This is a genomic window from Streptomyces sp. NPDC002537 (assembly GCF_053594975.1).
Genome location: NZ_JBSFWT010000100.1, coordinates 1 through 24662 on the forward strand (window position 1 = coordinate 1; position 24662 = coordinate 24662).

Annotated in this window: 17 protein-coding genes and 1 pseudogene; 9 read left to right on the forward strand and 9 right to left on the reverse strand. The window is 70.3% G+C overall.

Annotated elements, in window-relative coordinates; genetic code table 11:
- Positions 1 to 335 precede the first annotated feature (335 nt).
- Positions 336 to 884, reverse strand: coding sequence for a MarR family winged helix-turn-helix transcriptional regulator (locus ACWD4A_RS30720; protein ID WP_451198963.1), 549 nt, complete (start codon positions 882 to 884; stop codon positions 336 to 338).
- Between the two features lie 138 nt (positions 885 to 1022).
- Here ACWD4A_RS30720 and ACWD4A_RS30725 point away from each other — a divergent pair, with 138 nt between their 5' ends.
- Positions 1023 to 2321 carry an MFS transporter gene (locus tag ACWD4A_RS30725; protein ID WP_451198981.1) on the forward strand — a complete coding sequence of 433 codons (1299 nt, stop codon included), beginning with the start codon at positions 1023 to 1025 and terminating at the stop codon, positions 2319 to 2321.
- A 118-nt stretch (positions 2322 to 2439) separates the two neighbouring features.
- Here the strand turns inward: ACWD4A_RS30725 and ACWD4A_RS30730 are convergent, their stop codons facing one another.
- Both ACWD4A_RS30730 and ACWD4A_RS30735 read right to left on the reverse strand, forming a co-directional pair.
- Positions 2440 to 4182: an ATP-binding SpoIIE family protein phosphatase gene (locus ACWD4A_RS30730; RefSeq protein ID WP_451198965.1), complete on the reverse strand. Its 1743-nt coding sequence runs from the start codon at positions 4180 to 4182 to the stop codon at positions 2440 to 2442.
- A 264-nt stretch (positions 4183 to 4446) separates the two neighbouring features.
- Positions 4447 to 5790, reverse strand: coding sequence for an NAD(P)/FAD-dependent oxidoreductase (locus ACWD4A_RS30735; RefSeq protein WP_451198966.1), 1344 nt, complete (start codon positions 5788 to 5790; stop codon positions 4447 to 4449).
- Between the two features lie 405 nt (positions 5791 to 6195).
- Here ACWD4A_RS30735 and ACWD4A_RS30740 point away from each other — a divergent pair, with 405 nt between their 5' ends.
- Positions 6196 to 6933 (forward strand): TetR/AcrR family transcriptional regulator, encoded by a 738-nt coding sequence (locus tag ACWD4A_RS30740; RefSeq protein WP_451198968.1) that lies wholly within the window; start codon positions 6196 to 6198, stop codon positions 6931 to 6933.
- A 218-nt stretch (positions 6934 to 7151) separates the two neighbouring features.
- On the opposite strand, the gene ACWD4A_RS30745 is transcribed toward ACWD4A_RS30740, so the two are convergent.
- Positions 7152 to 7355 carry a hypothetical protein gene (locus tag ACWD4A_RS30745; protein WP_451198970.1) on the reverse strand — a complete coding sequence of 68 codons (204 nt, stop codon included), beginning with the start codon at positions 7353 to 7355 and terminating at the stop codon, positions 7152 to 7154.
- A 36-nt stretch (positions 7356 to 7391) separates the two neighbouring features.
- On the opposite strand from ACWD4A_RS30745, the gene ACWD4A_RS30750 reads away from it, so the two are divergent.
- On the forward strand, positions 7392 to 9257 hold the full coding sequence (locus ACWD4A_RS30750) for a sigma-70 family RNA polymerase sigma factor (protein ID WP_451198971.1): 1866 nt from the start codon (positions 7392 to 7394) through the stop codon (positions 9255 to 9257).
- 140 nt (positions 9258 to 9397) lie between these two features.
- On the opposite strand, the gene ACWD4A_RS30755 is transcribed toward ACWD4A_RS30750, so the two are convergent.
- The gene (locus tag ACWD4A_RS30755; protein WP_451198972.1) at positions 9398 to 11590 is read right to left on the reverse strand and encodes an asparagine synthase-related protein; all 2193 of its coding nucleotides are present in this window, start codon (positions 11588 to 11590) and stop codon (positions 9398 to 9400) included.
- Positions 11591 to 12323: 733 nt separating this feature from the next.
- Between ACWD4A_RS30755 and ACWD4A_RS30760 the strand changes: the two genes are divergently transcribed.
- The 5 genes from ACWD4A_RS30760 to ACWD4A_RS30780 all read left to right on the forward strand — a co-directional run bounded on the left by ACWD4A_RS30760 (position 12324) and on the right by ACWD4A_RS30780 (position 18339).
- On the forward strand, positions 12324 to 13769 hold the full coding sequence (locus ACWD4A_RS30760; protein WP_451198974.1) for an MFS transporter: 1446 nt from the start codon (positions 12324 to 12326) through the stop codon (positions 13767 to 13769).
- Positions 13770 to 14186: 417 nt separating this feature from the next.
- A complete protein-coding gene (gene lhgO, locus ACWD4A_RS30765; RefSeq protein ID WP_451198975.1) occupies positions 14187 to 15401 on the forward strand; it encodes an L-2-hydroxyglutarate oxidase in 1215 nt (404 codons plus the stop codon).
- 159 nt (positions 15402 to 15560) lie between these two features.
- Positions 15561 to 16325 carry a tRNA (guanosine(46)-N7)-methyltransferase TrmB gene (gene trmB / locus ACWD4A_RS30770; RefSeq protein WP_451198983.1) on the forward strand — a complete coding sequence of 255 codons (765 nt, stop codon included), beginning with the start codon at positions 15561 to 15563 and terminating at the stop codon, positions 16323 to 16325.
- Positions 16326 to 16478: 153 nt separating this feature from the next.
- Positions 16479 to 17819: a PrsW family intramembrane metalloprotease gene (locus ACWD4A_RS30775; protein WP_451198976.1), complete on the forward strand. Its 1341-nt coding sequence runs from the start codon at positions 16479 to 16481 to the stop codon at positions 17817 to 17819.
- A 43-nt stretch (positions 17820 to 17862) separates the two neighbouring features.
- On the forward strand, positions 17863 to 18339 hold the full coding sequence (locus ACWD4A_RS30780) for a very short patch repair endonuclease (RefSeq protein WP_451198977.1): 477 nt from the start codon (positions 17863 to 17865) through the stop codon (positions 18337 to 18339).
- On the opposite strand, the gene ACWD4A_RS30785 is transcribed toward ACWD4A_RS30780, so the two are convergent.
- From ACWD4A_RS30785 to ACWD4A_RS30800, 4 genes are all read right to left on the reverse strand, one after another.
- A complete protein-coding gene (locus ACWD4A_RS30785) occupies positions 18256 to 19434 on the reverse strand; it encodes a DNA cytosine methyltransferase (protein WP_451198978.1) in 1179 nt (392 codons plus the stop codon). The genes ACWD4A_RS30780 and ACWD4A_RS30785 overlap by 84 nt on opposite strands.
- A 286-nt stretch (positions 19435 to 19720) precedes the next feature.
- Positions 19721 to 21553, reverse strand: coding sequence for a DEAD/DEAH box helicase (locus ACWD4A_RS30790; RefSeq protein WP_451198985.1), 1833 nt, complete (start codon positions 21551 to 21553; stop codon positions 19721 to 19723).
- A gap of 9 nt (positions 21554 to 21562) precedes the next feature.
- Complete coding sequence (locus ACWD4A_RS30795; RefSeq protein WP_451198979.1) at positions 21563 to 22975, reverse strand: transcriptional regulator; 1413 nt, start codon at positions 22973 to 22975, stop codon at positions 21563 to 21565.
- A gap of 87 nt (positions 22976 to 23062) precedes the next feature.
- Positions 23063 to 23749 (reverse strand): HNH endonuclease, encoded by a 687-nt coding sequence (locus ACWD4A_RS30800; RefSeq protein WP_451198980.1) that lies wholly within the window; start codon positions 23747 to 23749, stop codon positions 23063 to 23065.
- Positions 23750 to 24568: 819 nt separating this feature from the next.
- On the opposite strand from ACWD4A_RS30800, the pseudogene ACWD4A_RS30805 reads away from it, so the two are divergent.
- A pseudogene (locus ACWD4A_RS30805) lies at positions 24569 to 24662 on the forward strand (amino acid--tRNA ligase-related protein); the annotation flags it as partial.

The window sequence follows — 24662 nt, forward strand, 5'->3', positions numbered from 1 at the left end:
GCGCTTCCCTTCGTTGTTTCCAACCTTACCAGATCCGTTTCCCGGCCCGTTTCCGGCCCGAATTCCGTTTCCGGCCCCCTGTTGGAGCGGGGTTTCTCGCGCCTTCCGGCGTGATCACTACTTTAGCGGATTTCCCCGGCGACTCCTAATCGGAGTCCGAACCGAATTCCGGCAAGCCGAAATCCATCCCGTTCAGGGAGCCATACAAGTAGAGAGTGCCGCCGGTGCGGCGTGAGTGGCCGCCACCGAACCGTAAGGCCCGTGTGGCAACTCGGAGAACACTACCCACCGGCAGTACCCGTGTCAACCATTGGGCCGGGCGGCCCGATGGGCCGTCAGTCCAGGTCGCTGAGCCGACCGCCGGCGTCCGGCTGGGCCCGCTCCACCTGGCGCAGCAGCCGGGTCAGCATCTCGCCCAGCCTGCCCCGTTCCTCTCCGGAGAGGTCCTGGAGCAGTTCCTCCTCGAAGACCGAGGCCATCCGCATCGCCTCCAGCCATTTCGTGCGGCCTTCCTCGGTGATGCCGACGATGACGCGCACCCGGTTGCTCTCGTCGCGTTCCCGGGTGACGAGGCCCTCCGCGACCATCCGGTCGATGCGGTGGGTCATCGCGGCGGGGGTGAGACCCAGGCGCTTGGCGAGGTCGCCGGGGCCCATGCGATACGGGTCCCCGGCCAGGACGAGCGCCTTCAGTACTTCGAACTCGGCGTTGCTCAGTCCGAGCTCCGCCGTCTGCCGCCCGTACGCGACGTTCATGCGTCGGCTGAGGCGGCTGAGGGCGGAGACGACCTTCTCCACCTGGGGGTCAAGGTCCTGGAATTCGCGCTGGTAGGCGGCGATCTGCTCGTCGAGGCTCGGCTCGCGGGTGCCGGGGGTGTCAGCCATGGGCCGCAGTATGACACGGCTCATTGGCGCTAAAGCCCTTTGATGTGTACTCTTTAGCTTCGAAGTTTACAGTTGAAGTCTTCAGGCTTGGACTGTCCGCCTTCAGCCATCCACTTCTCTCGGACTAGGTAGGTGAGTGTGACCACCGCGATGGGCGCAGCGCTGCGTCGGATCCAGCTGGGCAACGCGTTGAGCGCGTTCGGCAACGGCTTCACGATCCCGTTCCTGTTCATCTATGTGTCTCAGGTGCGGAACCTCGGTGCGAGTACCGCCGGTGTCGTGATGGCGACCTTTGCCATGGCCGCGCTCGTCGTGCTGCCCTTCACCGGTCGGGTCATCGACCGGCGGGGTCCGCTGCCCGTGACCATCGCCGGTACGGTCTCCGCCGCCACCGGATCGATGGGGCTCGGGCTGGCCGACAGCGAGTCGCTCGTCATCGCGGCGGCGGCCGCGCTCGGTGCCGGTATCGCGGTGATCCAGCCCTCGCTGGCCACCATGATCGTGTGGTGCTCGACGCCGGCGACGCGCTCGCGTGCGTTCGCGACGCAGTTCTTCCTCAACAACCTCGGTCTCGGTGTCGGCGGGCTGCTGGGCGGCCAGCTCGTGGACACGTCGAACCCCGCGAGCTTTGTGCGGCTCTTCGCGATCGAGTCCGTGATGTTCCTGGTGCTGGGCGCGGCCATCGCGACCGTACGCCTGCCGAAGGTGCCCAAGGTCGAGGACGCCGTGCCGACCGACGGTGCGGCCAAGGGCGCGTGGCGGACCCTGTTCGGGGACCGGGCCATGGTGCAGCTGTGTGTGCTGGGCTTCGTGATGTTCTTCGCCTGCTACGGACAGTTCGAGTCGGGGCTCGCGGCGTTCGCCGTAGAGGTGACCCGGATCTCGCCCGCCACGCTCGGCATCGCGCTCGCCGCCAACACCGCGGCCATCGTGCTGGCGCAGTTCGTCGTGCTGAAGCTGGTCGAGCGGCGGAGGCGCAGCCGGGTCATCGCGCTGGTCGGTCTGATCTGGACCGTGGCGTGGATCGCGGCCGGGGTGTCCGGGCTTGTACCGGGGGCGCACGGTGTGGCGACCGCGCTGCTGATCTCCACGTACGCCCTCTTCGGTATAGGTGAGTCGATGCTGGCGCCGACGATGGCCCCGCTGGTGGCGGACCTGGCTCCGGCGCGGCTGGTGGGTCAGTACAACTCGGCGTTCGCCCTGGTCAAGCAGCTGGCGCTGGCGATCGGCCCCGCGGTGGGCGGTCTGATGGCCGGTGGCGGCATGTACGTCGCGTACATCGTGATGCTGATCGTGTGCTCGCTGGGCATCAGCGCGCTGGCGCTGCGGCTGGGCCGACGGCTCACTCCGGCGCAGGAGGTCCCGCGGGTGTCCGCCGCGCGGACCAAGGCCGTCAAGGACGGCGAGCGGGCCGAGCCGACCGCTGTCTCCGTGTGATGCCTCGCGCGGGAATTCTCCACTCGTCTATATAGACGAGCTATCTATATAGACGAAATAGACGAAGCGAGCGCCTGTGGCCCGGAAACCCCGCGTTTCCGGGCCACAGGCGCTTACGTCATGTGTGGCCAGCCGGGAGGGCGAATTCGCACCAGACGGCCTTGCCGCCGCCCGGGGTACGGCGTGAGCCCCAGGAGGAGGCGATGGTGGCGATGATCGAGATGCCGCGCCCCGCCTCGTCCGCCGGTTCGGCCCGGCGGCGGCGTGGCAGGTGGTCGTCGCCGTCGGTCACTTCGATGATCAGCCGTCGGTCGGTGCGGCGCAGGCGGAGCCGCATGGGAGGCGTGCCGTGCTGGAGGGAGTTGGCGACGAGCTCGCTGGCGGCCAGGACGCCCAGGTCGCGCAGCTCGGTCGGGAAACGCCAGCTGACGAGGACGCCGGAGGCGAAGGCACGCGCGCGTGGCGCCGCCTCCACACCGCCGAGGAGCTCCAGGGCCGCGTTGTGGAACAGCTCGGCGTCGTGGCCGGTGCGGGCGGGGTGCTGGAGGACGAGCATGGCGACGTCGTCGTCGTGCTCGTCAGTGACCCCGAGGGCGCGCATCAGTCGGTTGCACATGACCTGGGGTGATCCGGTGGCGCCGGCGAAGGCGCGCTCCAGGGCCTCGACGCCCTCGTAGATGTCCTCGTGACGGCGCTCGACGAGGCCGTCCGTGTAGAGGACGGCGCTGGCGCCGGGCCCGAGGGGGACGGTGCCGGAAGTGTGCACCCAGCCGCCGGTGCCGAGCGGGGGGCCGGTGGGTTCGGCGGCGCGGCGGACCGTGCCGTCGGGGTCGCGGACGAGGATCGGGAGGTGCCCCGCGGAGGCGTAGACGAGGCGGCCCTCGTTGGGGTCGTGGACGGCGTAGACGCAGGTGGCGATCTGGGTGGCGTCGATCTCGGTGGCGAGTCCGTCGAGGAGCTGGAGCACCTCGTGGGGCGGCAGGTCGAGGCGCGCGTACGCCCGTACGGCCGTACGGAGCTGGCCCATGACGGCGGCGGCGCGCACTCCGCGGCCCATGACGTCGCCGATGACGAGCGCCGTGCGGCCCGCGCCGAGGGTGATGACGTCGTACCAGTCGCCGCCGACGGCGGTGTCCTTGCCGCCGGGCTGGTAGGTGGCGGCGACGCGCAGGTCGTCGGGCTGTTCGAGCTCCTGTGGGAGGAGGCTGCGCTGGAGCGTCACCGCGGCCTCGCGCTGGCGGCGCTCGCTGGCACGCAGCCGCTCGGCGGCCTCGACCTGGTCGGTGACGTCGGCGGCGAAGATGAGGACGCCGGAGTGGGCGCCGACGTCGATCGGGGAGCAGGTGAAGGTGTAGTACCCGTGCCGCGCGTCGGGGTCCGGGGCGGTGGGCGTGTCGGTGCCCCGCGCGTCGGCGGTGACGCGGCGGGACTTGACCGTACGGGGCCTGCCGCTGCGCAGCACCTGGTCCATGAGCGGGAGCAGCCCGAGCTCGGTCAGCTCGGGGAGGGCCTCGCGGGCGGGCATGCCGGGGGTGCGGGGGCCGAAGAGGGCGGCGTAGGCCTCGTTGGCGTAGGCGAGCCGGTGGTCGGGACCGTAGGCGACGGCGACCAGGGCCGGCACCTGGCCGAGGATGTCGTGGACGGAGAGGCCGGCCAGCGAGGGGACGGGGGCGTCGGGTCCGGGCGTGGCGGACGGGGTGGTCTCGGCGCGGGCGGCGGGCACGGAGCCGGCGGCCATGGGCGGGGCTGACGGGGCTGGTGGGGTCGCGGCGGCCCGGTCGGCGCGCTCCATGCGTTCGGCGCGTGCGGCGGCTCGGCGCTGCGTTCCGGGAAGCCGGGCACTCCAGCGGGTGAAGTTCACAGACGGTTACCTCGCGGAGTCGATCCGGGCCGGCTCGGCGACGTGTGGCAGAGCCGTGCGCCCGGCACGCGGCCGTGGTTGGCGGTACGGGGGCCTGTCCCCGGGGGAATGCTGCAAACGTCCGAATCCTCGTCGTCGTTACTCTTCGCAGATACGAGCCCACCCATGGTCACACGACCAGTGTGGCCGACGGGACTGACATCCGTCAGACGTCGGGCCCCTGTGGGGGAGTTCCCGGCTCCGTTACGGGTGTCGCGACCTGCCTCAACTCGCTTCGGGGTGGCGGCCCGTGTCCGCGGCGAGTTCGAATTCGGCGCGAGGGTTCTCCAGCGAGCCGAGCGAGACGATCTCACGTTTGAACAGTCCTGTGAGGGTCCATTCGGCGAGAACGCGCGCTTTTCTGTTGAAGGTGGGGATTCTGCTGAGGTGGTAGGCGCGGTGCATGAACCACGCGGGGTAGCCCTTGAGCTTCCTGCCGTAGACCTGTGCGACGCCCTTGTGGAGGCCCAGCGAGGCGACGGAGCCGACGTACGCGTGGCGGTAGTCCTGGAGCGGTCTGTCGCGCAGGGAGGCGACGAGGTTGCGGGCGAGCACCTTCGCCTGGCGCACGGCGTGTTGAGCGTTGGGGGCGCACTCCTTGCCGGGTTCGGCGGCGGTGAGGTCCGGGACGGCCGCGGCGTCGCCGCCCGCCCACGCGTGTTCGACGCCCTCCACGGTGAGCGCCGCGGTGCACTTGAGGCGGCCGCGCTCGTTCAGCGGGAGGTCCGTGGAGGCGAGGATCGGGTGCGGCCTGACGCCCGCGGTCCAGACGAGGGTGCGGGTGGGGAAGCGGGAGCCGTCGCTGAGCGCGGCGACGCGGCCGGCACAGGAGTCGAGGCGGGTGTCGAGCCGTACGTCGATGTTCCGGCCGCGCAGCTCGCGGAGCGCGTAGCGGCCCATCTCCTCGCCGACCTCGGGGAGGATGCGGCCGGACGCCTCGACGAGGACGAACTTCAGGTCGTCGGGGCGCACGTTGTGGTAGTAGCGGGCGGCGTAGCGGGCCATGTCCTCGAGCTCGGCGAGCGCTTCGACGCCCGCGTAGCCGCCGCCGACGAAGACGAAGGTGAGGGCGGCGTCCCGGATGTCGGGGTCGCGGGTGGAGGAGGCGATGTCCAGCTGTTCGAGCACGTGGTTGCGCAGGCCGATGGCCTCCTCGACGGTCTTGAAGCCGATGCCGTGGTCGGCCAGGCCCGGGACGGGGAGGGTGCGGGAGACGGAGCCGGGGGCGAGGACCAGCTCGTCGTAGTGCACCTCGATGGCGCCGGTGCCGTCCTGGCGCGTGGCGAGGGTGTTGACGGTCGCGGTGCGCTTGGCGTGGTCGATGGAGGTCGCCTCGCCGATGACGACCTGGCACTTGGCGAGGGTGCGGCGCAGCGGGACGACGACGTGGCGGGGGGAGATGGAGCCGGCCGCGGCCTCGGGGAGGAAGGGCTGGTACGTCATGTACGGCTCGGGGTCGATCACGATGACGTGGGCCTCGCCGCGCCTGAGTTTCCGCTGGAGCCGCAGGGCGGTGTACATCCCGACGTAGCCGCCGCCGACGATCAGAATGCGCGCCGGTTCCTTCACCAGGGCCCCTCCTCGCGATGTCGTCCGGCCCGAGAGGGTGTCGCGGCCGGGGTGCCGGGTCGGTCCGGCCGTGCAGAGCTCCCTCCCATGACGCACCGCCGACCGGAGTTTGTCCACAGGCCCCGCGAAATGTACGACCGGTGGCGGAGCTGATCCCTCCACGGTCCGGGCAGTGGTTCGAAGGACAACCGCGCAGGTCAGGGTGGACGGGGTGGGGTTGTGGGGTGGTGCGGAAACGGGGCGGGTGGGGCCCGTACTCCAATCGGGGAGGGCCTGTGCGGAACTACCCCTTCTTTCTTGACCTGGGCTCAACTATGTTCGTACTTCGTCGGGGTGTCAGAGACGTGCTCCGGCAGTCAGGGCGGGGAGTCTCCGGGGGGAGACGTCATAACCGGGGGATCACATATGCACATTCAGGGCTCTCATTGGTCGACCGCTGTCGCGTCCGCTGACGCCAACGGCGGCCGGAGCACTCCGTTGCGCGTGGACGCTCAGCGCAACCTCGAACATGTCCTGCGGGCGGCTCGCGAGGTCTTCGGCGAGCTGGGGTACGGGGCGCCGATGGAGGACGTGGCGCGCCGGGCCCGGGTGGGTGTCGGGACGGTCTACCGCCGTTTCCCGAGCAAGGACGTACTGGTGCGGCGGATAGCCGAGGAGGAGACGGCTCGGCTGACCGAGCAGGCGCGGACGGCACTGGGCCAGGAGGACGAGCCGTGGTCGGCCCTCTCCCGGTTCCTCCGCACGTCGGTGGCCTCGGGCGCGGGGCGGCTGCTGCCGCCGCAGGTGCTGCGGGTGGGCGTCGACGTGGACGCCGAGGAGCAGGTCGAGGCCCGGGTTCCGCAGCAGCGGCAGCCGGGCGCCACCGGTGGCCAGTTGCACGAACTGCGGCTGGTCGAGCAGCGGTCCACCCAGGTCGCCGAGCGGGAGGACTCCGGCGCGGCGGCTCTGCTGGAGGTCGTCGGCCGGCTGGTGGACCGGGCGCGGGCGGCGGGTCAGCTGCGCGCCGATGTGACGGTCGCCGATGTGCTGCTGGTGATAGCGACGGCGGCGCCCTCGCTGCCGGACGCGGTGCAGCAGGCGGCGGCCTCCTCGCGGCTCCTGGACATCCTGCTGGAGGGGCTCCGGTCCCGCCCGACGGAGTAGGTGCCGCGGAGCGGCCGACGGGTGGGGTGTTCCCGTGACGGGCGCGCCCGGGGTGACTCGGGCGCGTTCGGATAATCCTTCCCCGTTCGAGTGACCGCTATTGCGCCGGGTGTCCGAAGACTCCCCGGATGAGTGGTTGATGCGCATGCTGCGGCAGTGACGGCCGACACTGTGCCACGCTTCTACGGTGTTCGGGTGTGCTGGCGTGTACAGGGGCCTCAGCCATGGGTGTTGACGGCCGGGAAGAACCACGCGGGGGCGAGGGTGCGGGCTCGCCGCCCTCTCGCCGGGTGCCCGGCCGCGGTGGTTCGGGCGGTCCGAGTGTCCCGCAGCAGCGGGAGGGCGACGGCCAGGGCGAGAGCGGTCAGGGTGAGAGCGGTGTCGGCAGCAGCGCCCTGCCCGCTCGCCCACGGCCTTCCCATGCGCGTCGGGCCGATTCCCTGGAACCGCGTCCACGGGTGTCCGGTCCGCCGCCGCTCGACGATCCGTCCGCCGAGGAGCCGCTGCCGGACGAGTCGGCCGTCGATGTGCCGCCGTCCGACATCGAGTTGGTCGCCCGGATGCGGGCCGGCCAGAGCGACGCGTACGAGGAGCTGTACCGGAGGCACTCGGCTGCGGTCCGCCGGTACGCGCGGAGTTGCTGCCGGGATCACCACACCGCAGAGGACCTCACCAACGAGGTCTTCGCGAGCACTCTGCAGGCGGTGCGGGGCGGTGCGGGGCCCAATGCGGCGGTGCGCGCGTATCTGCTGACGACGGTGCGGCGGGTCGCCGCGGCGTGGGCGAAGACCACGCGCCGGGAGCAACTCGTCGAGGACTTCGCGGTCTTCGCCGCCTCGGCGTCCCGCACGTCCCGGGCCCCGGACGACGACACTCTCGACCTGGGCGCGGATGTGCTGGCCATGCGGGAGGCGGAGCAGTCCCTGGCCGTGCAGGCGTTCCGCAGTCTGCCGGAGCGGTGGCAGACGGTCCTGTGGCACACCACGGTGGAGGAGGAGTCCCTCAGTAAGGTCGCGCCGCTGCTCGGGCTGACGGCCAACGCGACGGCGGTGCTGGCGCACCGGGCGCGCGAGGGGCTGAAGCAGGCGTATCTGCAGGCACATGTGAGTACGGCGCTGACCTCGGGCGGTTCATGCGCGCGGTACGCGGACCGGCTCGGCGCGTATGCGCGGGGCGGGTTGCGGACGCGGGCGGAGCGGGGGCTGCAGAAGCATCTGGAGGGGTGTGCCCAGTGCCGTACGGCGGCGCTGGAGGTCGCCGATGTCAACACCCGGCTGCGCGCGCTGCTGCCGGTCGCGGTGATCGGCTGGTTCGGGGCCGGGTTGTCGGTCAAGGCCGCCGCGGGGCTGGCCGCGGGGGCCGTCGGCGCGGGGACGGCGGCGGGCGCGGGTGTCGCGTCGGCCGCGGGCGGCTCCGGTACGGGTGGCGGGGGTGGCGGCGCCGGGGGCGCGGCGGCGAGCGAGGGGCTGGGGGCGCCGGCGAAGGTCGGCATCACGGCGGGTGCGGTGCTTGCTGCCGGTGGCATCGCCGCGTACGCCCTGGTGGGTGGCACCGTCGAGCATCATCACGCGCCGCGGGCCAAGGTCACGGCGGGTCCGGTCATGCCCGTGCCGACGCCGAAGCCGACGCCGAAGCCTGTGGTGAAGGCGCTGCCGAGGCCCGCCGCCCCGGTTCCGGTGAAGGCGTCGAGCCCGCCGTCGCCCGGCCCGGAGGAGGCCGCGTCCACTCCCCCGTCGCCCCCGCCGTCGCCCCCGCCTGCGTCTCAGCCTCCGCCGAAGGTGCCTTCGCCGCCCCGTCCGTCGCCCACTCCGCCTCCGGAGTCCCCGCCGCCGCGACCGTCGCCGTCGGTGCCCGAGCCCGCTCCGACGCCCCCGTCCCCGGCTCCTCCGTCGGCCGTCCACGAGCTCGACGAGCTGGACTACGCCGGGGAGGGGGACGGCACGGAGCCGGAGGTCGATCCCTACGAGAGCAGTTGGATGTGGCACCGGTACGGGCTGGAGATCGACGATGTGTCGTATCCGCGCGGGGTGAGCGTGCCTGCCGAGTCGTCGGTGACGGTCAACTTAAATCGCTCCTGCAGCGCGTACGACGCGATGGCAGGAATCGACGATTTGTCCCCCGGCTCCGGCGCGGTCCGGTTCTCCGTCTACGGGGACGGCACGCGGCTGTGGTCGTCAGGTGAGGTGCGGGCCGGGGAAGGGGCGGTCCCGGTGCATGTGTCCCTGGCGGGGCGCCGGTCGGTCCGGCTGGTCGTCGAGCCGGTGACCGTCATGGACGCGATCACGGTGGCGGACTGGGCGGGGGCGCGGTTCAGCTGCGGGTAGCCGCGCCGACCGCCTCGATACGGTCGCCGGATCCCGCCCCGGTGGCCGACCGCGGCACCGCCTCACGATGACGCCTCACGACAATGCCTTGCGACGACGGCTCGCAACGGCGCCTCGCAACGCCGCCTCGCGATGACGGCTCACAGGCTGGGCCGGGGCTCCATCCCGCCCGCGACGGCGCGTTGGCGCGGGGCCGTGCCCGTCCAGCAGGTGCCGCGGCGGGCGAGCAGGCGGCGCAGCCAGACCTCGGTGGAGACCAGTTCGGCCAGTCCGTCCAGCGGGAGCGCCCGGCCGTCCGCGGCCGCGTGCAGGGCGGCCCGTACGACCCTGGCCTCGACCAGGCCCGCGTCGGCCAGCAGGGGCGCGTCGAAGAGGTCGAGCAACTGGCCGACGGACGCGCGGAGTCCGGCCCGTACGGCCGCCGCGTGGGAGGCGTGCGAGGTGGCGCCCCAGCCCGGGGGCAGTTCGCGGACGCCCGAGCCCGCGAGGACGGCGCGCAGTACGGATGCGCGCGCCCCGGGTTGTACGCGGAGTGCTTCGGGGAGCGCGCGGCAGGCCCGTACGACCTGGTTGTCGAGGAAGGGCGCGTGCAGGCGCTGGCTGCGGACCTCGGCGGCCTGCTCGAAGACGCGGTGGTCCGTGGCGTGCCGGGCGAGGGCCGCGGCCGCGCGGCGCTCCCCGGGCCGCTGGACGAGGCCCGGCGGGCGGACCGCGGCCGCCTGGAGACGAACCGATACTTCGGCGAGTGCCTCGCCGGTGAGCCAGCGGGCGGCGGGCCCGGGTCTGCACCAGGTGAGGGCGGCGAGCGAGGCGTCCACGGCGCCGCCGGGCGCGGTCCGCGCGGCCTCGTCCACCGGGTCGTCCGCGGCGGGGAAGTCCAGGGACAGCAACTGTCCGGCGGCCGTCTCCAGGCCCTCCCGGTAGGACGTACGGGCGAGCCTGCGGGCCGCGCGGTAGACCGTGAACGGTACGAAGAGGGACTGCGCGGCCCCTCCGTCGGCGCGGGCGAGGGCCGAGACGGGGCGCAGCAGGTGGCGTCGGCGGCGGTCCATCAGCAGGTCGGCCAGGCGCGCGGGGTGGGCGTCCAGCACCTGGCGGGCGCCGTGTCCGACGAAGTGGTCGGCGCTGCCCGCGGCGAGCCGTCGCCGGTGGCGTTCGGCGGTGACGAGGGAGGGGCCGGGTTCGTCGGTGAGCGGGCCGCCGGCCAGGTCCGCGTACGGGAGGGCTTCCTCGCCCGCGGCGACGACCACGTGGCGCAGCCGTGGGTCGGCGGCGAGGGTGCGGGCCCGTTCCAGTTCGGCCTCGCGGGCCCGGCTGCCGTCGGCGGCGAGGTCGTTGAAGGTGACGGCGAGGAGGCGTTCGCCCGCGCGGTGCCCGAAAGGCGTGCCGGGTACGCCGGGGAGTCCCGCCGCGAGCAGCGCCAGGGTGGCGGAGGCGCTGCCTCCGGAGAGGTCGGCGCCGATGCCGGGCGCGGGTCCGCCCCGGGCGGCGCGCCGTTGGGCGGGGCCCATGCCGGGGACGGGGCCGGGGTCGAGGAGGCCGTGGCCGCTCTCGGGCGCGTGGCGGGGGGCCGCGAGCCTGGCCCGTACGGCGTCGACCAGGGCGTCCCTTATGCCTTCTACGGCTTCTTCCGGGGCGAGTTGGGGCGCGCCGACGGCGAGCGAGGCCGTCGGTTCGTAGCCGGTGATCTCGCGCGCCCCGTCGCGCAGGACCAGCGCGTGTCCGGGCGGTACGCGCCGGACGCCCACGTAGGGCGTGCCGTCGCGCAGGGCCTCCGGGGAGTCGGGGCAGGCGAGCAGGGCGGCGAGGTGGCCGACGTCGAGCTGTGCCTCGATGAGGTCGGCGAGGGGCAGTGCGGCGGTGGCGTAGGCGGTGCCGCTCGCCCAGGGTGTGTGGAAGACGGGCCGGGCCCCGGCAAGGTCCCCGGCGACGGTGATGCGGCGCCCCACTTGGGCGACGGCCGTGTAGCTGCCGGGCCACGCCGTGAGGTGCCGGAGAGCGCCGCCGCGGGCCGCAACGAGCCCGGCCCGCAGTCCGTCGTCGGTGGCGCCGCAGCGGCCGAACACGGCGAGGCGGGTGATGGGGTCGGCCTGGACGACGCGGACCTCGTCGGGGCGCCAGTCGCCGACGGCCCACAGGGGCGCGGGGTCGCCCCACAGGAGCTGCGCGCCGACGGGGTGGACGGTGGGGCCGTCGAGGTGTTCCGGGCCGCTGTCGCCGTATCTGCCGCCGTGCCGGTCGTCGTATCTGTCACCGTATCTGCCGTCGTACCCCGGCACGGCGCGGGAACCGGTCCCGGAGGCGGTGCTGCTCCACCCCACCAACCAGCGCATTGCCGCCTCCACAGGCTGTGGACAACCAACACGTGCAGTCATCATGCACAGCGGGCCGACGATGACGACAACGAAGGAGGCGTCACACCGGTCACGCCGCTTCCGGCCCAACACGCCGTTGTGCAGCGGGAGATGTCGGGTCGTCATGCCCATTGCATGGGCCATGCTGTCACGACTGGGGGCACAGGAAGCCGTTGTGTACGCGCGTGGCGTGGCGCGGCGCGAGGGCGGCGTCGCGTTCCGGCGTGACGGACGGCGAGAACCGGCCAACTTCCTTGGCTCACAAGGCGTGGGGCGCACTCGCGCAGTGCTTCGACCGGCAGATGCGGGTGGTCCGGCGGGCGGCCGTCCGTCGCCCCGCGGGGCTTCAGCGAGGCTTCAGCGGGGCTTCCGCAGGGCAAAGGCCGGTCCGGGGGGCGCTCGCACGCCCCCCGGACCGTTCCGCCGCCCGCGGGGAATGAGGCGGCGGCTCCCCCAGCCCACTGGATCCAGTGCAGCGGGCCAACCCACGCGCCTTCTATGGAAGCGCCCTTGAGATGGCGAGTACAGAGCGCACGATGGGCGCACAGCCACACACAACCGGAGCACGTGCCCCTCGGTGCACGCGCGCACGGACCAGAATCTCGCCATCCGGGACATCGCCTCTTAACGGTCGGGATGCGGGGAACTACGCTGGGTTTACGAATGCCTCGTGCCTATGCCGGGGCGGGCGTCGCTTTGCCGAGGGGTGCGCATGTCCAGGGAGCCACGCGGGCCGAACGAAAAGCTCGGCACTGTCCTCGTCCTCGCCGGAATCAGCAACGCCGGTCTCGCGCGCAGGGTCAACGACCTCGGTGCGCAGCGCGGATTGACACTTCGCTACGACAAGACGTCCGTGGCCCGCTGGGTCTCCAAGGGCATGGTGCCGCAGGGCGCGGCGCCGCATCTGATCGCGGCGGCGATCGCGGGCAAGCTCGGGCGGCCGGTGCCGCTGCACGAGATCGGGCTCGCGGACGCCGATCCGGCGCCCGAGGTCGGGCTCGCGTTCCCGCGCGATGTCGGCCAGGCGGTGCGCTCCGCGACGGAGTTGTACCGGCTGGATCTGGCCGGTCGCCGCGGGGGCGGCGGCATCTGGCAGAGCCTGGCCGGATCCTTCTCCGTCAGCGCCTATGCCACGCCCGCGTCACGATGGCTGATAACCCCCGCCGACGGCTCGGTCGCCCGCGAGGCCCACCAGGCGGCGAGGGAGACCGAGAACGGCGGCTCCGAGGGCGGTCCGGTGCAGCGGGTCGGCCACAGCGACGTGGCCAAGCTGCGGGAGGCGGCGGACGACGCCCGGCGATGGGATTCCAAATACGGTGGGGGCGACTGGCGTTCGTCCATGGTTCCCGAGTGCCTGCGGGTCGACGCAGCGCCGCTGCTGCTCGGTTCGTACAGCGACGAGGTGGGCCGTTCACTGTTCGGCGCCACGGCCGAACTGACGCGGCTCGCCGGGTGGATGGCCTTCGACACCGGCCAGCAGGAGGCCGCGCAGCGCTACTACATCCAGGCGCTGCGGCTGGCCCGCGCGGCCGCCGACGTGCCGCTTGGCGGCTATGTGCTGGCCTCGATGAGCCTCCAGGCGACATACCGCGGCTTCGCCGACGAGGGCGTGGACCTGGCGCAGGCCGCACTGGAGCGCAACCGCGGGCTGGCCACCGCCCGCACGATGAGCTTCTTCCGGCTGGTCGAGGCGCGAGCACAGGCGAAGGCGGGCGACGCGCCGGCCTGCGGGGCGGCCCTCAAGGCCGCCGAGGGGTGGCTGGAGCGGGCGCGTACGGGCGATCCCGACCCCTCCTGGCTGGACTTCTACTCGCAGGAGCGGTTCGCGGCCGACGCCGCCGAGTGCTACCGCGACCTGCGGATGCCGCGGCAGGTGCAGCGGTTCACGGAGCAGGCGCTGTCGCGTCCGACGGAGGAGTTCGTACGGTCGCACGGGCTGCGGCTGGTGGTGTCGGCGGTCGCCGAGCTGGAGTCGGGCAACCTGGACGCGGCATGCGCGGCCGGGACGCGCGCGGTCGAGGTCGCGGGCCGGATCTCCTCGGCGCGTACGACGGAGTACGTACGGGATCTGCTGCACCGCCTGGAGCCGTACGGGGACGAGCCGCGGGTGGTGGAGCTCCGGGAGCGGGCGCGGCCGTTATTGGTGGCGCACGGGTGAGGAGCCCGGCGGCGGCCCTTCGAGGTGCCCTCCTGTTCGGGCGGCGGGGCTGAGCCGCGAGGCGGGTGCATGCTTTCCATCGGTTCGGCCGCGGCTGCGGCTGCGACTTCGGCCGTGCATACCGGCCTTGCATACCGGCCTTGCATACCGACCGCGCATGCCGAGCACGCATACCGATCGACCGCGCATATCGACCGTGCTGTCCGCACCAACCGCACCTTCCGTGGCTTCCGTACCCTTCCGCCCCAACACGGCGTGTTTTCCCGGCTCGTGATCAACTCGCCCGGGTCCCGGACCGTCCCGGGTTTCGCCCCGTTGTCAGTGGCGCAGGTCATGATGGGGGGCAGGCGTGGGTGAGGCGCTGGGGTTGCCGGGTGCTCGGTCGTGGGTGTCCGGTCGTCGCGGGGAGGTGACGTGGTGAGGGCGTACGACAGCGATGTGCTGGTGATCGGGGGCGGGATCGTGGGCCTGTCGACGGCATATGCGATCACGCGCGCCGCACCGGGCACGCGCGTCACGGTGCTGGAGAAGGAGCCGGGGCCCGCGCTTCACCAGACCGGGCGCAACAGCGGGGTGATCCACAGCGGGATCTACTACCGCCCGGGTTCGCTGAAGGCCCGGTTCGCGGTGCGGGGCGCGGCGGAGATGGTGGAGTTCTGCGCGGAGCACGGCTTGCCCTGCGAGGTCACCGGCAAGCTGATCGTCGCCACGGAGCGCTCGGAGCTGCCCAGGCTGCACGCCCTGGTGCAGCGCGGCCGGGAGAACGGCATCCCGGTGCGGGAGCTGGGCCCCGCCCAGATCGCCGAGCACGAGCCGCACGTCCGCGGCCTCGGCGCCGTCCACGTCGGCACCACGGGCATCTGCGACTACGGCGCGGTGGCCCGCCGCCTGGCCGGCCTGGCGGCGGACGCCGGGGCCGCCGTGCGGTACGGGGCGCGGGTCGAGGCCATCGAGCGGCGGGGTCCCGCGGTCGCGGTCCGCACGTCCCTCGGCGAGGTGCTGCGCGCCCGCGCCCTGGTCAATTGCGCCGGGCTGTACAGCGACCGGGTCGCCCGGCTCGCGGGCGACGCCCCCGGCATGCGGATCATCCCCTTCCGCGGGGAGTACTGGGAGCTGTCCCCCGACCGTGCGGACCTGGTGCGCGGCCTCGTCTATCCGGTGCCGGACCCGGCGTTCCCCTTCCTCGGCGTCCACCTCACCCGGGGCATCGACGGCGGGGTCCACCTGGGGCCCAACGCGGTGCCCGCCCTCGCCCGCGAGGGGTACGGCCGGGCGACGGTGCGCCCCGGGGAGCTGGCCGACGCCCTCGCGTTCCCCGGTTCCTGGCGCATAGCCCGCCGCCACTGGCGGTACGGCGCGGGCGAGGTGCGGCGCTCCCTGTCCAAGCGCGCCTTCACGGACGCGGTGCGGCGGCTGCTGCCGGAGGTCACCGCGGACGACCTGATACCGGCGCCCTCGGGCGTACGGGCACAGGCGGTGCTGCGGGACGGGACGCTGGTGGACGACTTCCTGTTCGCGGAATCCCCGGGGATGGTGCACGTACTGAACGCGCCCTCCCCGGCGGCGACGGCTTCCCTGCCGATCGGTCGGGAGGTGGCCCGGAGGGTGCTGAAGGGGTTGGCCGGTACCTGAGCCGAGGACCGGGTTCCGAGGTCCGAGGTCCGGGGCGGAGCCCCGGTTCGGGCAGGGGCGGGCAGGGGGAAAGCCGCAGGCCCAGGGCCGTCCCCGACCCGCCCGTACTATGGAAGAACTGTGTCTGAGAACCTCGCCCCCACCCCAGCCCCCGACGGGATCCCCGCCCCCACCGCGGAGCGGACCCCGCGCGAGCCGAAGTTTCCCGCCGGACCGGCAGCGGACCCGGCGGGCTCGCACCACGAGCGCCGCATCCGTTCGTTCCAGCCGCGCCGCAGCCGCGTCACCACCGGCCAGGGCGAAGCACTGCGCCGTCTGTGGCCCAAGTGGGGCCTGGACATCGACGGTCTGAGCCGCCTCGACCTCGGCGAGCTGTTCGGCGATCCCGAGCTGCCGGTCGTCCTGGAGATCGGCTTCGGCATGGGCGAGGCCACGGCGCAGATGGCGGCCGCGGACCCGGGTACCGGCATCCTCGCCTGCGACGTGCACACCCCGGGCCAGGGCAATCTGCTCAACCTCGCCGAGCGGAACGGCCTGGCCAACGTCCGGGTCGCCAACGGCGACGCGATCATCCTGCTCCGCGAGATGCTCGCCCCCGACGCGCTCTCGGGCGTCCGCGTGTTCTTCCCGGACCCGTGGCCCAAGGCGCGCCACCACAAGCGGCGGCTGATCCAGCCCGAGTTCCTGGCGCTGGCGGCCACCCGGATGGCGCCCGGCGCGCTGCTGCACTGCGCGACGGACTGGGAGCCGTACGCGGAGCAGATGCTGGAGGTGCTCACCGCCTCCCCGGACTTCGAGAACACCCAGCCCGACGGCGGCTACGCCCCGCGCCCGGAGTTCCGCCCGCTGACCCGCTTCGAGGGCCAGGGCCTGGACAAGGGGCACGTGGTGCACGACCTGATGTTCCGGCGGCGCGCGGTCTGATCCCCCGGCGGGCGGCCCGACGGCCGACCCCGGCAGTCCGACGGTCCATGCCTTCCGGCGGGCGGCCCGACGGTGACGCGTTTCATGGCCGCGGTCCAAGGCCGCGGCCGGAACCGCCGGTTACCCGCACCGCCCCTTCGTTAGGGTCGTCGGGTGCATGACTCCCCGCCCCACCAGCCGCCGTACACCGGGCCCGCGCCCGCCGACGGCCAGCAGCCGAGCTTCACCGCGATGCCCGCGCCGGAGGGCTGGCGCTACAAGCCACGCACCGCCCTGTGGGACAACAAGGCGGTGCGCGCCGGCGCACTGATCCTGCTGCTCGCCCTCAGCGGGCTGGTCATCCTCGCGCTCGTCCGCGAGCAGACCGGCACCGACGGCTTCCTGGTGGGCCTCGGGCTCGCGGTCCTGCCCGTACCGCTGCTCGTGGCGGCGTTCCGCTGGATGGACCGGGTCGAGCCGAAGCCCTGGCGGAACCTGATCTTCGCCTTCGCCTGGGGCGCGTGCGCGGCCACCCTGGTGGCCATCATGGCCAACGGTTACGCGACGAAGTGGCTGCTGAACACCGTCGACGTCGCGCAGCGGGCCGACGCGAACACCTGGGGCGCCACCTTCGTCGCACCGGTGGTGGAGGAGAGCGCCAAGGCGGCCGCGGTGCTGCTGCTGTTCCTCTACCGCCGCCGCGACTTCAACGGCATCGTCGACGGCGTGGTGACAGCCGGGATCACGGCCACCGGCTTCGCCTTCACCGAGAACATCCTCTACCTGGGCAACGCCTACGCCTCCGACCAGAGCTTCGGCTACTCGGGCCTGCCCTCGACGACCGCCGCGACGTTCTTCATCCGCGTGCTGATGTCGCCGTTCGCCCACCCGCTCTTCACATCGATGACGGGCCTGGGCTTCGGCATCGCCGCGACGATGGCCCCGCACCGCCGCGTGGCCCGCTTCCTCGTGCCGACCGCCGCGCTGCTGACGGCGATGGTCCTGCACGGCGTCTGGAACGGCTCGGCGTCCCTGCCACCGCTCGGCTTCCTCGCCGTCTACGCCCTCTTCATGGTGCCGGTCTTCGGCGTACTGACGTGGCTGACCATCTGGTCCCGCCAGAACGAACTGCGCACGATCCGCGCCCACCTCCCCGCCTACCAGGCCGCGGGCTGGCTCACCCCGCCCGAACCCCTGGCCCTCTCCTCCATGCGCGCCCGCGGCATAGCCCGAGACCTGGCCCGCCGCCACGGCGGCCCGACCGCGGCCCGCACGGTAGCCGAATACATCTCCTTCGCCACCTCCCTGGCCTTCCTCCGCCAACGCGCCAACAACGGCACGGCGGGCCCGGACTTCGCGGCACGGGAGCAGGAGCTTCTGCACCACTTGTGGCAGCGGAAGCATGTTGCCCAGCCGGCGCTGGCACGGGCTTCGGCGGCGGTGCCGCGGAGGTTTGCACCACCACCGGCCGGCTGGGCGCCGGGGCCGCAGGGGTGGGGGCCGGGGGCGCGTTGACGGGGTGAGCGTCGGGGGCCCGAACGGCACTACCCTCTGAACCGTGCCCGATGACACCGAGTGGACGCCCCCCGAGGGCTCCTGGGCCTCATCCGCTGCCCGCCGTCGCAATATGCAGGCGATCCGGAGCCGGGATACGAAACCTGAGCAACTGATCCGGCGGCTGGTACACGCCCAGGGCCTGCGCTACCGCGTGGCCGCGAAACCGCTGCCGGACCTGCGCCGCACGGCAGACCTCGTCTTCCGCCCGGCGAAGGTCGCCGTCTTCATCGACGGCTGCTACTGGCACGGCTGCCCGGAGCACTACGTGGCACCCCGGACAAACCCCGGCTACTGGTCAGACAAGGTCGCCCGCAACATGGCCCGCGACCGGGATACAGACGCGCGCCTCATCGAAGCGGGCTGGGTCGTGCTCCGCTTCTGGGAGCACGAGGCTTCAGACGCTTGCAGCCTCAAGATTACCGACACGGTTCGGAGCCGTCGTGCTGAGCTTGGCTCCTCGCCGAGGGGTCGGGAATAGCTCCTGCCCGTCGCGGATGCCATTCACTTCTAGCGCGGGCTGGGAGTCGGGACGAAGAACCGCCGCGATGGCTCGGCCCACTGCTTCCGCGACCGGTGGCGGGAAGGCATTCCCCACCTGCCGGTAGCGAGCGGTCTTCTTTCCCTCGAACTTCCAGTGGCGCGGGAACCCTTGGATGATCGCGGCCTGCTCCACAGTGAGCATCGGACCGTTCTCCCTGAACAGATCCCGCTCCGGGACGCACTTCTCGGGATCATTGGCGACGCCCATCGCGTCGACGCCGAGGGCGGCCCATGCCTTCTTCGCCCGGCTGGGCCCGAGGTCGGCGCCCCCGTGCTTCTTGGAGCCGCCAACGATGGTGGGAGCCTCTGTGCCGCGCTCGGTGGCCTTCCCCAACCACTTCTCGAAGGCGGCCTCGCCCTTGGCCCCATGCGGCTTGAACCGTTCCCGCATGGTCACCTCCAGGGCCTCCGCGACCGTCACGATCGCCTCGCTACCGACAGGCCACTGGAAAACAGCTCCCTGCAGGAGCTCTTTCTTAATCATGACGAGAATGGCCCGGGGGCGGAGCTGGGGAACTCCGTAGGAGCACGCCTCCATCAGCTTCCACCCACAGAGCTCGTAGCCGTAGCCTTCGAGCTCTGCCACGATCCGGTCGCGGTACGGCTTGAACTTCTCGTCGAGGATCCCGCGAACGTTCTCGATCATCACGGCCTTGGGCCGAAGCTGATCTGCAAGCTCAAGCATCCTCGGGAAGAGGTCGCGTTCGTCGTCCTCACCGAGTTGCTTACCAGCAACCGAGAACGGCGGGCAGGGGACGCCGCCGGCCAAGAGATCCAAATCGCCCGGCTCAAGCTTGAACTTCGCGAGCTGCTCGTGCTCGAAGGGGTCGACGTCATTCACATCGCCCTCGACGACCTCGCACCCAGCCCAGTCAGGGTGCTCTCGCACGTTGAAGCGCAGCGTCTCGCACGCATGCTTGTCAATCTCCAGGAGAGCGAGGTGCCGGAACCCTGCGTCATGCAGACCGACCGCCTGCCCACCGGCTCCGGCGCAGATCTCGATCGAGGTCAGCGGGTTACCGCTGGAGCTCATCGGCCCTCCTGGTTTGACTCAAAGCAGACGTTCCAGTGTCGCAGAAGGCGCACCCGCCGCTGCTTCACCACAACAGACGCTGGGCTGCTGCACAAACCTGGAGTGCTCGCCCTCCCCTTCAGTACTGGTCACAGGCTACTGGCGGGCTTAGGGGCTCCACGAGGGGCAGCCCAGCACACACTACCGAACATACGTTCGTCACGATGCTTGGCCGCCGACTCCCGCCCTTCGCTAAGAGTTGAGCCCCCACAAGACTTCCGATGACGCCAGCGCATCCCGCCCATCGCTACCGGGCAACGACGCCATCGATGTGTCCCAGCAGTGCCTGGACATCTGCCATATCCATACCACCCGCTACAGATGGCTCCTCTTGAAGATCGCCCAACTGTTGGACAGAGGGGTCATCGAGGATGCCGCCCATGAACGTGAGCTTCTCTTCCATGCGGAGGGCAACGACTTCGTCGACAGTTCCACGGGCAGCGAGCACGGTGATCCGGGTCTCAGTATCCGGGGTGAGGCCAAGGCGATGGATGCGGTCCAAGCTCTGAAGGAAGCGGCCTGCCATAAAGTCCCTGTCCACATAGACCGCGTCATGACAGACCTGGTGGAGGCTGATCCCCTCACCCAGGGTTGCCGGGTTGGAGAGCAAGACCATGCAGTCAGGGTCGTCCCGGAATCGCTGGATCTGTTCGTCCCGGTCAGGTGTCCCGCCATGGACCATCGCTGGCTGATACTCCGAGAACATCCGCTCCAGCGTGGTCAAGCTACGCACAAACGTTGCCCAGACCAGCGTCTTCCGGCCCCGCGCAGCATTCTCAGCAACGATGGCCAGCGCCTCCTGATACTTCGGTGACAACTCATAGCTGGGCAGATCCCGCATCAATGAGTAAAGCGAATCGCCCTGCGGTACTTCGAGTGGTGGCACCTGATGGGCCAGCGGTTCGTAGCGACTACTGCCCTCAACCAATAGTGCTGGGCTGGTTGCAGCCATGAGGAGACGGAGAAGCGCTTTGCCAAGGGCGTCGAAGTCATCCCGAGACGCCATAGCCCGTGTAGAAAACTTGCCGACCATAGCGTCATAGATCTCCCGGTGCAGAGCAGGCAGCTCTACGTACCGGATCTTTGTCTCGACGGGCGGCAGCCCTAGCTCGTGTTTCGTCGTCCGGGTAAACAGGGGTCGAAGCACAGCGCTCGCGTGGGCGAGATCGCCACCGCTCACGGCACTAGTGACCACCCGACGCCCATGCCCTGGCCATACAAAGGAGAGCAAGTTCTCAAGGTCACGCGCGCCATTGGGGGCCGGCGTCCCCGTGAGGATGAGACGACGCCAGCTCAGCGGACCGAGGGCCATACAAGCGCTCCCGTACGTGCCCCTCGCACCCAGCTTCATGCGGTGAGCCTCATCAAGGATGATCATCGAGGGCGCCGCGCGCAGCCAGGTCGCGAGGGCCGCTAGCGAGCGGTCGAGACGCTCGTAGTTGATGATCAGCATTTCCGCGCCGGAATCGGGCTGCTGCCCCATTACCCTCGCGTCCAAAGGCGTCTTGAAACAACTCTCACTCTCGAAGAGCCATGATTCGTAAGCCGACTTAGGGCCCACAACAAGCAAGCGTCGCACTTCTCCGCGCGCTCTCAGCGCCGAAAAGACAGCGAGACCCACACGCGTCTTACCGGCACCGGGGACACTGAAGTTCGCCCCGTGGCGCAATGAGAGCAGATATGCGATATCCCGCTTCTGGAATGCGGTTAGGTCAGCGCACCAGTCCGTACCGAGCAAGCCAGGCACGTCGTCGGCCTCCACGGTGGCCGTCTCGGTGGTCTGCCCTTGCAGCCTCTGGTCTGCTGTCTCCGCGTCGTCCAGGACACTCCCGACGAGGGCGGCTAGTGCCTCTTCCCACTCCACATCGTTTGGGGACGGCCAGACGCCGAGCGCATCGATTCCAACGAGAAGGTCATCGAGCGGAATCTCCGCGAAAAGCAGTCCGCGCTGGCCGCTCACTGGAAAGCGGGCGGCCAGCTTAACGAGATCATTCTGATACCGAGGAACAGTGCGCAGAACCACCTTGGTGCGCGTTACGTCGAAACTGATCCGCAAAGATGGCTCAACGTCGGCCGTCAGCACCAGTCCTCAGTCCCCCTGTCGAACGGCGTCGAGCAACCATGTCACGCCGTCCCCCGGGGCCGGGATGCTCTGCTTCGACTCAACCGCAAGCTTGCTGAGGCTGTCACGCAGCCTCAGGATGGCTTCGTCATAAGCCTCTACGTCAAGGCTACTTGAGGCTCGCGCCATCACCAGATCTGTTACACACTGCTCAATGTCCTGGCACGCGTCACTGATCCTGTCAGGCGCGGCTTGCTTGCGCTTCCGGACTCGCGCGTCCTTGCCAGCAGGTACCAAAGCATCCTCAACAGCCTGCCAAACCGTCTTGAAAGTCCGCTTAGCCTCCACATAGCGGTCCGTGGAGACCACTTCAACAGCCGCCTCCACTGCCTTGGCCTTCAGCACCACGTCAGTGAGAGCCTTCGCAGAGGCCACACGCGGGTCCGCAGCCTTCACGGACCGGCCAAGTCCTGGAATCGTTACAGATGACGCAGCGGCCGACTGCACCTTAAGCTCATCGGGGAGGCGATGGTCGAGGTATCGGTCCCTGAAATCCTGCTCAACCAGACGGACGTCGGTCTTGGAGAACCCGAGCACTATAACCGCCAGCCGGTTCTCCTTCATCAACTCAGCCTTCTCCTTACTGACCGCAGACTCATTGGTGTAGCGGCGGTGAAGCTCCCGTAGCTTCTCCTGATGCTGCTCGAAGTCCATGAGCCGGAGCTGAGCCTCACCCTCACGGCTACGCTCGAGCAAATCCTGCAAACAGGACAGGATCCAAAGATCCTGCTCACACGTCGCCTTCTTAATTCGGAACTCACGGGCAATATCGGGTACCAGCCGACCAGCGGCGAACTGTTCCTCGATCGCCAACAGACGGTTGATATATGAATAGTCCCGACGATGTTCCTTCCGGAGCTGGAGAGATAGCTCGACCCTGTTGATGTCTTCCCAGGTGCAGGACTCGGGCAGCACCGCAACCCGCATGGTGGACTCGCCCAGCTCTTTGAGCGCAGCCCTGCGCGTGTTGCCGTTCACCAGCACGCCGTCACGGGTGATCAGGCCTGGATCGGTCTGCTTGAACTCGCGCAGGCTGTCCATCAGAGCGCCAAACTCAGGGTCCGGCTTCGACGGGTCAGCCGGCAGATTCTTCAGCAAATGGTGCAGGTAGGCCTGCCCCTCCAGACCCCAAGGCTCGGCATCCAGTTGCCGATCACGAGCCGGATCATGGCTACGCTGAGCTCGGATGCGATGAGTGCCTGGGTTGTAGTAGAGAGACTCGACCGGCATCTTGATGACATCAAAGTAGGTGGGTGTTCCCCGCCAGTCGACGGTTTGAGTCTCCCGCGGGCCAGCGCCCTCCGAGACCTCCTTAAGGCGCTGTTCGACGAGGTCCCTGTTCTCTGCCGCCAGGGACGGCCTGCCGAAGTCCTTACTCACTGTTCTCATCCTCCACAGGTGCCAGTTAGAGCGCGCCGGGCAGCAGGGCTAGCAGATCGCCGACCCCACTGCGGGTTCAAGCCTCGCTCAGACCTCGCCTTCACCATTCAGCGCCTCGCGGACCTTATCCCTGGACTCCGCCGGCAGGGCCCGGTACTCACCCCACAGCCGGTCGAGCGGACTGAACTCGCGCTGGTCCTCGGCAACCCAGCCGGCAAAGATTTTGCGCTCAAGCGCACCGAGCTCCCGCACTCTCGAGAGAACTGTCGGCAACTGCGCAGTAAGTTCCCGCCCGCCGACCCGGCACCGCTTGCATTCGGTGACCAGCTCGATGGTCTTGCTGCCGTCCGGCTGAACAACCTCGCGTCGCGCGATATCCAGCTGGACACGCTCGTGGGAGCCTTCATAGCTCTGTCCGGTCGTCACCCCACAGGAACGGCAAATGTGGCCGTCACGGGCGAAGATCTGGCGGCGCTGCGGCATCGAGATCGTCGTGCTGGTCCTGGTGGCCTTGCCCGGCTCCCACACCGGGATGCCCTGAGCGACAAACCGCTGCTCGTGGGGTTCGAGCTCGTCGTCCTCACGGTTGGTAGCGATTACCCACCCAAAGTCACGGAGATCCCGCATGCGCCGGTCGATCTGCGCCGTGTCAGGAAACGCCTCGCGAAGCTGCGTCTTCGTAAACGTGTTGCCCTCACCGACCACAGCGATCAGCCAGAGCGCCGCCCGCTTCATCGTGCCGAGCTTCTCGTCCCGCCAGGACGGCATATCCATTTTCGACCACTTTCTACCCAGACGCCCGACTAACCCGACTCGCGTCTGCGGGTCTTCTCTGTCTGCCCAGGAGGGGCAGCACATGCGACCTCGCGACCTCTCCATTTGACCTGCTGCCGGGTCATGCACCAAGCCTGTTTCCCTATCCCCCGCAAAACAGGGACAGAGCTGACTGCCACTCACCTGTGCACTTGAAATCGGGGACAGACCGACCTTCACAACTCAAGCCCCAGAAGGAACAATCGGGCCAGTCCATCTATCCCTCATCAGCCGAGGAGCCGAGTTGCCGCCGAAGTCCGCCATGCGCGAGATTCCGAGCACAACGCCGCCCGCCCACCGCGACTTCGTGGTGGAGATGAGAAAGATCCGCCAGTACATGGGCAGCGACTCGCTGGGGGCGATCGCCAAGAAGCTCAGCAGCAACTCGACCACGATCTCGGCCTGGTTGTGCGCCCAGAAGCTGCCCAAGGACGAGGAGCTCGTCAAGGCGTTCCGCGCCCGCGCCGTCGATGACTTCGGGGCACCTGGTGATGAGATCGCGTCAGAAAACGAGCTGCTCTCCCTGCTGGCGAGGGCACGGGCAGAGACAATGAACCTCTGCGACAACTGCCGGGCAGCAGTCGATATACCCGTGGCCAGCCTCAATACGGCGGCCGCTTCCGCTGTGGCCTGTGCCGCCGCACGCGAGCGGCACAGGCACGAGGAATCCGCCTCACAGCCTGAGAAGCCGGCCCTCGCGCACGTCATCAAGCCCAGCCGGAGGGCTACCTTCCGCCACTCGCCGTCGGCTTCATCGCTCCCCGTGTCGGCACAGACGGCGGCGGCATGCTCCGCGCGTTCAAGTTCGGCGCCCCGCCGCACGGCGGCATCGCGCCGGGTGTCGACCGCATCGTGATGCTGCTGGCCGACGAGC

Bases quoted from the DNA above. Each gene is read 5' to 3' on its own strand.
- ACWD4A_RS30740 (WP_451198968.1), top strand. From the start codon at position 6,196: ATGCACATTCAGGGCTCTCATTGGTCGACCGCTGTCGCGTCCGCTGAC.
- ACWD4A_RS30745 (WP_451198970.1), bottom strand. From the start codon at position 7,355: ATGGGAAGGCCGTGGGCGAGCGGGCAGGGCGCTGCTGCCGACACCGCT.
- ACWD4A_RS30800 (WP_451198980.1), bottom strand. From the start codon at position 23,749: ATGGATATGCCGTCCTGGCGGGACGAGAAGCTCGGCACGATGAAGCGG.
- ACWD4A_RS30720 (WP_451198963.1), bottom strand. From the start codon at position 884: ATGGCTGACACCCCCGGCACCCGCGAGCCGAGCCTCGACGAGCAGATC.
- ACWD4A_RS30755 (WP_451198972.1), bottom strand. From the start codon at position 11,590: ATGCGCTGGTTGGTGGGGTGGAGCAGCACCGCCTCCGGGACCGGTTCC.
- ACWD4A_RS30785 (WP_451198978.1), bottom strand. From the start codon at position 19,434: ATGAGCTCCAGCGGTAACCCGCTGACCTCGATCGAGATCTGCGCCGGA.
- ACWD4A_RS30760 (WP_451198974.1), top strand. From the start codon at position 12,324: ATGTCCAGGGAGCCACGCGGGCCGAACGAAAAGCTCGGCACTGTCCTC.